The organism is Melaminivora alkalimesophila (assembly GCF_000282995.1).
Taxonomy (GTDB): Bacteria; Pseudomonadota; Gammaproteobacteria; order Burkholderiales; family Burkholderiaceae_C; genus Melaminivora; species Melaminivora alkalimesophila.
The window spans coordinates 1-8,343 of sequence record NZ_ALEE01000775.1 but is presented as its reverse complement, the minus strand read 5'-3'; the positions used below and the strand labels follow the sequence as shown (position 1 = coordinate 8,343).

At 66.2% G+C, this 8,343-nt stretch carries 7 protein-coding genes and 1 tRNA gene; 4 read left to right on the top strand and 4 right to left on the bottom strand.

What is annotated here, in order from left to right; translation table 11 throughout:
• From clpS to A612_RS14950, 3 genes are all read left to right on the top strand, one after another.
• Positions 1-273 (top strand): ATP-dependent Clp protease adapter ClpS (gene clpS, locus A612_RS14960; protein ID WP_040437142.1); only part of this gene is annotated, 273 nt, incomplete at its 5' end.
• Positions 274-332: 59 nt separating this feature from the next.
• Complete coding sequence (gene clpA / locus A612_RS14955; RefSeq protein WP_019375249.1) at positions 333-2,681, top strand: ATP-dependent Clp protease ATP-binding subunit ClpA; 2,349 nt, start codon at positions 333-335, stop codon at positions 2,679-2,681.
• Positions 2,682-2,967: 286 nt separating this feature from the next.
• A complete protein-coding gene (locus A612_RS14950; RefSeq protein WP_019375248.1) occupies positions 2,968-5,205 on the top strand; it encodes an NADP-dependent isocitrate dehydrogenase in 2,238 nt (745 codons plus the stop codon).
• Positions 5,206-5,303: 98 nt separating this feature from the next.
• Here the strand turns inward: A612_RS14950 and A612_RS14945 are convergent, their stop codons facing one another.
• Positions 5,304-5,792: a DUF192 domain-containing protein gene (locus A612_RS14945; protein WP_019375247.1), complete on the bottom strand. Its 489-nt coding sequence runs from the start codon at positions 5,790-5,792 to the stop codon at positions 5,304-5,306.
• 258 nt (positions 5,793-6,050) lie between these two features.
• On the opposite strand from A612_RS14945, the gene icd reads away from it, so the two are divergent.
• Positions 6,051-7,310 carry an NADP-dependent isocitrate dehydrogenase gene (gene icd / locus A612_RS14940; RefSeq protein ID WP_040437140.1) on the top strand — a complete coding sequence of 420 codons (1,260 nt, stop codon included), beginning with the start codon at positions 6,051-6,053 and terminating at the stop codon, positions 7,308-7,310.
• Positions 7,311-7,435: 125 nt separating this feature from the next.
• Here icd and A612_RS14935 read toward each other — a convergent pair.
• The 3 genes from A612_RS14935 to A612_RS14925 all read right to left on the bottom strand — a co-directional run.
• Positions 7,436-7,511: transfer RNA gene (locus tag A612_RS14935), tRNA-Asn, on the bottom strand.
• 44 nt (positions 7,512-7,555) lie between these two features.
• Entirely contained in the window at positions 7,556-7,978 is a 423-nt protein-coding gene (locus A612_RS14930; RefSeq protein WP_019375245.1) for a YbaN family protein, read from the bottom strand.
• Positions 7,979-8,031: 53 nt separating this feature from the next.
• The coding region (locus A612_RS14925) for an ACT domain-containing protein (RefSeq protein ID WP_040437139.1) at positions 8,032-8,343 on the bottom strand (312 nt) is incomplete at its 5' end.

Here is an 8,343-nt window from a genome sequence, read left to right as displayed (position 1 = left end):
CGGCCTCAGAAAACGCGACCGCCGCAGATGTACCAGGTCGTCATGCTCAATGACGACTACACCCCGATGGAGTTCGTGGTCGTGGTCCTACAAGAGTTCTTCAACAAGGACCGCGAAGCGGCCACGCGCATCATGCTCAAGATCCATCTGGACGGCAAAGGCGTCTGTGGGGTCTATACCCGGGACGTCGCGGCGACCAAGGTGGAGCAGGTCCTCAGCGCCGCGCGCGACGCCGGCCACCCATTGCAATGCCTGAGCGAGCCCGTTGAATAAGTGGCCCCTGCACCCGAACTACAGTCATCCCTCACGCGCAAGCACATAGGAGTTCTCAAATGATTGCCCAGGAACTGGAAGTCAGCTTGCACATGGCCTTCGTCGAGGCCCGTCAGCAGCGCCACGAGTTCATCACCGTGGAGCATCTGCTGCTTGCATTGCTCGATAACCCCAGCGCAGCCGAAGTGCTGCGCGCATGCGCCGCAAATCTCGACGACCTGCGCGCATCGCTGACCAATTTCATCAAAGACAACACCCCGCAAGTCGCCGGCAGCGACGAGGTGGACACGCAGCCCACGCTGGGCTTCCAGCGCGTGATCCAGCGCGCCATCATGCACGTGCAGTCCACCGGCAACGGCAAGAAGGAAGTGACCGGCGCGAACGTGCTGGTCGCCATCTATGGCGAGAAGGATTCGCACGCCGTCTACTACCTGCACCAGCAGGGGGTGACGCGTCTGGACGTGGTGAACTACATCGCCCACGGCATCAAGAAGGGCGAGCCGCAGGAGCCTGCCAAGGCCGAGAACCAGGCCGAGGCCGAGGAAGGCGCACAGGGCGAGCGCAGCGAGAAGGCCTCGCCGCTGGAGCAATACACGCTGAACCTCAACCAGGCGGCCAAGGACGGCAAGATCGATCCGCTGATCGGCCGCAACTACGAGGTCGAGCGCACCATCCAGATCCTGTGCCGCCGCCGCAAGAACAACCCGCTCCTGGTGGGTGAAGCCGGCGTGGGCAAGACGGCGATCGCTGAAGGGCTGGCCTGGCGCATCACCCAGGGCGACGTGCCGGAGATCCTCTCCGAGGCCACGGTGTACTCGCTGGACATGGGCGCGCTGCTGGCGGGCACCAAGTACCGCGGCGACTTCGAGCAGCGCCTCAAGGGCGTCTTGAAGAGCCTCAAGGACAAGCCCAACGCCATCCTGTTCATCGACGAGATCCACACGCTGATCGGCGCCGGCGCCGCATCGGGCGGGACGCTGGACGCCTCCAACCTGCTCAAGCCCGCGCTGTCCTCGGGCCAGCTCAAGTGCATCGGCGCGACCACCTTCACCGAGTACCGCGGCATCTTCGAGAAGGATGCGGCGCTGTCGCGGCGCTTCCAGAAGGTGGACGTGGTCGAGCCGACGGTCGCCGAGACGGTGGACATCCTCAAGGGCCTCAAGAGCCGCTTCGAGGAGCACCACAGCGTCAAGTACGCCGCCGCCGCGCTGCAGGCCGCGGCCGAGCTGTCGGCCAAGTACATCAACGACCGGCACCTGCCCGACAAGGCCATCGACGTGATCGACGAGGCCGGGGCGGCGCAGCGCATCCTGGTGCCCTCCAAGCGCAAGAAGACCATCGGCAAGACCGAGATCGAGGAGATCGTCGCGAAGATCGCCCGCATCCCGCCCGCCAACGTCAGCAACGACGACCGCAGCAAGCTGCAGACGCTCGAGCGTGACTTGAAGAGCGTGGTCTTTGGCCAGGACAAGGCGCTGGAGGTGCTGGCCGCCAGCGTGAAGATGGCGCGCTCGGGCCTGGGCAAGGGCGACAAGCCGATCGGCTCCTTCCTGTTCTCCGGCCCCACGGGCGTCGGCAAGACCGAGGCCGCCAAGCAGCTGGCCTACATCATGGGCGTCGAGCTGATCCGCTTCGACATGTCGGAGTACATGGAGCGCCACGCCGTGAGCCGCCTGATCGGCGCGCCCCCGGGCTACGTGGGCTTCGACCAGGGTGGTCTGCTGACCGAGGCCATCACCAAGAAGCCGCACTCGGTGCTGCTGCTCGACGAGATCGAGAAGGCGCACCCGGACATCTTCAACGTGCTGCTGCAGGTCATGGACCACGGCACGCTGACCGACAACAACGGGCGCAAGGCCGACTTCCGCAACGTCATCATCATCATGACGACGAACGCGGGGGCCGAGACCATGAACAAGGCGACCATCGGCTTCACCAACCCGCGCCAGGCGGGCGACGAGATGGCCGACATCAAGCGCCTGTTCACGCCGGAGTTCAGGAACCGCCTGGATGCCGTGGTGAGCTTCAAGCCGCTGGACGAGCAGGTCATCCTGCGCGTGGTGGACAAGTTCCTGCTGCAACTGGAGCAGCAGCTGGCCGAGAAGAAGGTCGAGGTCACCTTCACCGACACGCTGCGCAAGCACCTGGCGAAGAAGGGCTTCGATCCACTGATGGGCGCGCGGCCCATGCAGCGCCTGATCCAGGACATGATCCGCAAGGCGCTGGCCGACGAGCTGCTGTTCGGTCGCCTCACCGAGGGCGGGCGCCTGACGGTCGACATCGAGGAGAAGACCGACGAGAAGGGCGCCGAGACGGCCGAGGTCAAGCTCGATATCCAGCCGCTGCCCAAGAAGGAGCGCGGCGCCAAGTCCGAGCCTGCCGAGCCGGAGGAGGCGACCGCCGACTGAAGAAAGGGTGGCTTGCAGGCGCGCATCTGCCGCGCCTGTGCTGTCTCGTCTTCATAAACCGCTGCCTTCGGGCAGCGTTTTTTTTGGGGCCCGGCCCGGTGGGGGTCGGCCCAGGCGGCCGGCGAATCAGGGTTAACGCTTAGAATTTTGCATTGCGGTACAGAATTGCGAAAAACGGGATGTTGGCGCTGCCGGTCACGGACAATGGGGACGGTCGCCGCCGCCCGTGCGCGCTGCTGTGCGACCGAGCCCCAGTTCTGCGTTTTTGTTGACTTGAAAGACACGGATGAGCACCCAGCAACCCACCATCATCTACACCCTGACCGACGAGGCCCCGCGCTTGGCGACCGCCTCGTTCCTGCCGATCGTGCGGGCCTTTGCCGCTCCCGCGGGCATCCATGTGGCGGAGAGCGACATCTCTGTGGCGGCGCGCATCCTGGGCGAGTTCCCGGAGTACCTGAGCGACGAGCAGCGGGTGCCGAACAACCTTGCGGAGCTGGGCAGAAAGACGCTGCAGCCCGACGCCAACATCATCAAGCTGCCCAACATCAGCGCTTCGGTGGCCCAGCTGATGGCCGCCATCAAGGAGCTGCAGGACAAGGGCTACGCCATTCCCGACTTCCCCGAGGACCCGAAGACGGAGGAGGAAAAGGCGATCCGCGCGCGCTACAACAAGTGCATCGGCAGCGCCGTGAACCCGGTGCTGCGCGAGGGCAACTCGGACCGCCGGGCGCCCAAGGCGGTCAAGGAATACGCGCGCAAGCACCCGCACCACATGGGCGAATGGAGCCCGGCCTCGCGCAGCCACGTCTCGCACATGCACCACGGCGACTTCTACCATGGCGAGAAGTCGATGACGCTGGACCGCGCGCGCGACGTGAAGATGGAGCTGATCACCAAGAGCGGCCAGACCATCGTCCTCAAGCCCAAGGTCAGCCTGCTCGACCGCGAGGTCATCGACTCCATGTTCATGAGCAAGAAGGCGCTGCTGGAGTTCTACGAGAAGCAGATCGAGGACGCGCGCAAGACCGGCGTGATGTTCTCGCTGCACGTGAAGGCCACCATGATGAAGGTCTCGCACCCGATCGTGTTCGGGCACTGCGTGCGCATCTTCTACAAGGAAGCCTTCGAGAAGCACGCCAAGCTGTTCGAGGAGCTGGGCGTGAACGTCAACAACGGCATGGTCAACCTCTACGACAAGCTCGAGCAGTTGCCCAGCGCGCTGCGCGAGGAGGTGTTGCGCGACCTGCATGCCTGCCACGAGAACCGGCCGGAACTGGCCATGGTCGACTCGGCACGGGGCATCACCAACTTCCACTCGCCCAACGACATCATCGTGGACGCCTCGATGCCGGCGATGATCCGAAACGGCGGCAAGATGTGGGGGCCGGACGGGCGCCTGAAGGACGTCAAGGCCGTGATGCCCGAATCGACATTCGCCCGCATCTACCAGGAGATGATCAACTTCTGCAAGTGGCACGGCGCGTTCGATCCGCGCACCATGGGCACCGTGCCCAACGTCGGCCTGATGGCGCAGCAGGCCGAGGAATACGGCAGCCACGACAAGACCTTCGAAGTCCCCGAGGACGGCGTGGCCAACATCACCGACCTGAACACCGGGGAAGTCCTGATGAGCCAGAACGTCGAGGCCGGCGACATCTGGCGCATGTGCCAGACCAAGGACGCCGCCATCCGCGACTGGGTCAAGCTTGCCGTCACGCGCGCGCGCAATTCGGGCATGCCGGTGGTGTTCTGGCTGGACCAGTACCGCCCGCACGAGGCGCAGCTGATCACCAAGGTCAAGATGTACCTGCACGAGCACGACACCACGGGCCTCGATATCCAGATCATGAGCCAGGTGCGCGCCATGCGCTATACGCTCGAGCGGGTGATCCGCGGCCTGGACACCATCAGCGCCACGGGCAACATCCTGCGCGACTACCTCACCGACCTGTTCCCGATCATGGAGCTGGGCACCAGCGCCAAGATGCTGTCGATCGTTCCGCTGATGGCCGGCGGCGGCATGTACGAGACCGGCGCGGGCGGCTCGGCCCCGAAGCACGTGCAGCAGCTGGTGGAAGAAAACCACCTGCGCTGGGATTCGCTGGGCGAGTTCCTCGCGCTGGCGGTTTCGTTGGAGGACCTGGGGCTCAAGAACAACAACCCGCGCGCCAAGCTGCTGGCCAAGACGCTGGACGCCGCCACGGGCCGGCTGCTGGACAACAACAAGGGTCCGAGTCCGAAGACCGGCCAGCTGGACAACCGCGGCAGCCATTTCTATCTGGCGCTTTACTGGGCCGAGGCCCTGGCCGCGCAGACCGAGGACCTGGAGCTGGCGGGCCAGTTCGCGCCCTTGGCCCGGGAACTGGCGGCCAACGAGCAGAAGATCGTGGACGAGCTCAACGCGGTGCAGGGGAAGGCGGTGGACATCGGCGGCTATTACCTGCCGGATGCGGCCAAGCTGGACGCCGTGATGCGCCCGAGCAGCACCTTCAACGCGGCGCTGCAGAAAATGGCCGCCTGAGCGGCCGCCCGAGCGCACTCCGGGGCAGGCGCGTGCCCCGGCCCCCAGAGCCGACGGCCCGCAAGGGCAGTCGGCTTTGCTCGTGCGCGCGCGCCGCCCTACCTTGCGGCGAAGGGTCCGCCCGTGAGGCGGGCGCCGGCCTTGAGGCCGCGCTGCCTGAACCAGCCCTGGTTCATCTCCAGCACGTAGCGCACCGGCCGGGCCGAGCAGTGCGAATCCTCGCTCTGGGGTTGCATGTCAGCGAGGTTGACGATGGTGCCGTCGTCCTCGAGGAAGGCAGCGGTGAGGGGCAGCAGCGTGTTCTTCATCCAGAAGCACTGGATGGCGGGCTGCTCGAAGACGAACAGCATCCCCTCGTGGGAGGGCATGTCGCGGCGCATCATCAGGCCGACCTGGCGCTGGCCGGGCGTGCGCGCCACCTGGGCCTCGATGCGGTGCATGCCCACGGCCAGTTCGGTGCGCGGCAGGTTCAGCTGCGGAGCGTCCTGGGCGGCCGCGCTGCAGGCGCCGGCCACCAGCGCCAGGGCCGCGAGCCCCTGCGTGAGGAGGGAGGAAAGGGTCGAGAAGGGGGCAAGAGGGCGGACCATGGCGCGGGCGATCGGATCAACGTCGGGATGGCAGGAAAGGGGCTTGCCGGATCGGCAGGCGGGCGGGACAAAACCGCCATTTTGCGGGTTTTCGCGGGCCGCACGGGCAGGCGAGGGGCTGCCGATGCCGCCGATGGCGCGTGGGGATGGGGGTTCGTGAAAAGGGGTTGTCGCTAGAATTTCCCCCGTCACAGCGGCCCGGAGCCGCACCGGGGCCTGCCCCGTCCCCATCACTGCGTTCACTTGGAGACCATGCCCATGAGCAGCTTCCAGCACATCAAGGTGCCGGCCGAAGGCCAGAAGATCACCGTCAACGCGGACATGAGCCTGAATGTCCCCGACCAGCCCATCATTCCCTTCATCGAGGGCGACGGCACCGGCGCCGACATCACGCCGGTCATGATCCGTGTGGTGGATGCCGCCGTGCAAAAGGCCTATGGCGGCCAGCGCAAGATCCACTGGATGGAGGTGTATGCCGGCGAGAAGTCCACGCGGGTGTACGGCCCGGATGTCTGGTTGCCGCAAGAGACCCTGACCGCCGTGCGCGACTACGTGCTCTCCATCAAGGGGCCGCTCACCACGCCCGTGGGCGGCGGCATCCGCTCGCTGAACGTGGCGCTGCGCCAGGAACTGGACTTGTACGTGTGCCTGCGACCCATCCAGTATTTCAAGGGCGTGCCCTCGCCCGTCAAGGAGCCCGAGAAGACCAACATGGTCATCTTCCGCGAGAACTCCGAGGACATCTATGCCGGCATCGAGTTCGAGGCGGAATCGGACAAGGCGAGGAAGCTCATCAAGTTTTTGCAGGACGAGTTCGGCGTCACCAAGATTCGCTTTCCCGGCACTTCCGGCATCGGCGTCAAGCCCGTCTCGCGCGAGGGCACGGAGCGGCTGGTGCGCAAGGCCATCCAGTACGCCATCGACAACGACCGGCCGAGCGTCACGCTGGTGCACAAGGGCAACATCATGAAGTTCACGGAAGGTGCCTTCCGTGACTGGGGCTATGCGCTGGCGGCCAGGGAGTTCGGGGCAGAGCCGATCGACGGCGGTCCCTGGATGCGCATGAAGAACCCACGCACTGGCAAGGAGATCACCATCAAGGACAGCATCGCCGACGCCTTCCTGCAGCAGATCCTGCTGCGTCCGGCCGAGTACAGCGTGATCGCCACGCTCAACCTCAACGGCGACTACATCTCCGACGCGCTGGCGGCGCAGGTGGGGGGGATCGGCATCGCGCCCGGCGCCAACATCTCGGATTCGGTCGCCATGTTCGAGGCCACGCACGGCACGGCTCCGAAGTACGCCGGCAAGGACTACGTGAACCCGGGCTCGGAGATCCTCTCGGCCGAGATGATGTTGCGCCACATGGGCTGGACGGAAGCCGCCGACCTGATCATCTCGTCGATGGAGAAGGCCATCCAGAGCAAGAAGGTGACCTACGATTTCGCGCGCCTGATGGAGGGCGCCACGCAGGTGAGCTGCTCGGGCTTCGGACAGGTCATGATCGACTACATGTGAGGCGCACCTGCAAGGCGGCAGCCCGGCCCGCGCTGCGCGGCCGGGCAGGCCGGCCTGCGGGCCCGTTGCCTGTACAAGGCACGAAAAAAAGCCATCCGGACGCAAATCAGGATGGCTTTTCATCTTGGCTCCTCGACCTGGGCTCGAACCAGGGACCTACGGATTAACAGTCCGGCGCTCTACCGACTGAGCTATCGAGGAACAAGACCATGATTATATACAGAAAAAATGGCGGGAAGGAAGCTTCAGCGCCCGGGCTCGGGCCGCAGCCAGAGCCAGACCAGCACGCAGGCCATGCAGGTGCAGGCGAGGATCGCCGCCCAGCGCGCCACGCCCGTCAGGACGATGACGACGGCGCACAGCGCCATCAGGGCGGTGGCGCTCCACTTGGCGCGCCGGCTCACGCGGCCCCCGTCGGCCCAGTTGCGCAGCATGGAGCCGAACAGCCGGTGGCGCCACAGCCAGGCGTGCAGGCGCGGCGAGCTGCGCGCCGCCGCCCAGCCGGCCATCAGCACGAAGACGGTGGTCGGCAGCCCGGGAACGACGATGCCAATGATGCCCATGGTCAGCGACAGCACCGCAAAGGCCAGCAGCAGCCAGCGCATCGGCGCGGGCAGGGGCGGGTGCTCGGGCACCGGTGGAATCTCGGGCGGGGACGGCTCAGGCATCGGGCCCATTGTGCCTTCCGCTGCCGCGGCGCTGCAGGGCTGTGGGAAAGGGCTCAGTCCTCCTCGATCAGGGCTTCCAGCAGCTCGCTCTCCAGGGCCATTCGGCGGGACGGGTCCTGCAGCCCCGCGCCCTCGACCAGGAAGCTGTCCTCCACCCGCTCGCCGAGCGTGCTGACCTTGGCCAGGTGGACCGACACGCCGTGGCGCGAGAGTACGCGTGCCACGCCATAGAGCAGGCCGGCGCGGTCGCCGGCGGTGATCGACAGCAGCCAGCGCGCGCCCTGGGCATCGGGGCGCAGCTCGACGCGTGGCGCAATCGGGAAGCTGCGCGCGCGCCGCGAGAGCCGGCGCGCGCGCGGCGGGGG

Coding starts and splice junctions, on each gene's coding strand:
- icd (WP_040437140.1), top strand. CDS start 6,051: ATGAGCAGCTTCCAGCACATCAAGGTGCCGGCCGAAGGCCAGAAGATC.
- A612_RS14930 (WP_019375245.1), bottom strand. CDS start 7,978: ATGCCTGAGCCGTCCCCGCCCGAGATTCCACCGGTGCCCGAGCACCCG.
- A612_RS14945 (WP_019375247.1), bottom strand. CDS start 5,792: ATGGTCCGCCCTCTTGCCCCCTTCTCGACCCTTTCCTCCCTCCTCACG.
- clpA (WP_019375249.1), top strand. CDS start 333: ATGATTGCCCAGGAACTGGAAGTCAGCTTGCACATGGCCTTCGTCGAG.
- A612_RS14950 (WP_019375248.1), top strand. CDS start 2,968: ATGAGCACCCAGCAACCCACCATCATCTACACCCTGACCGACGAGGCC.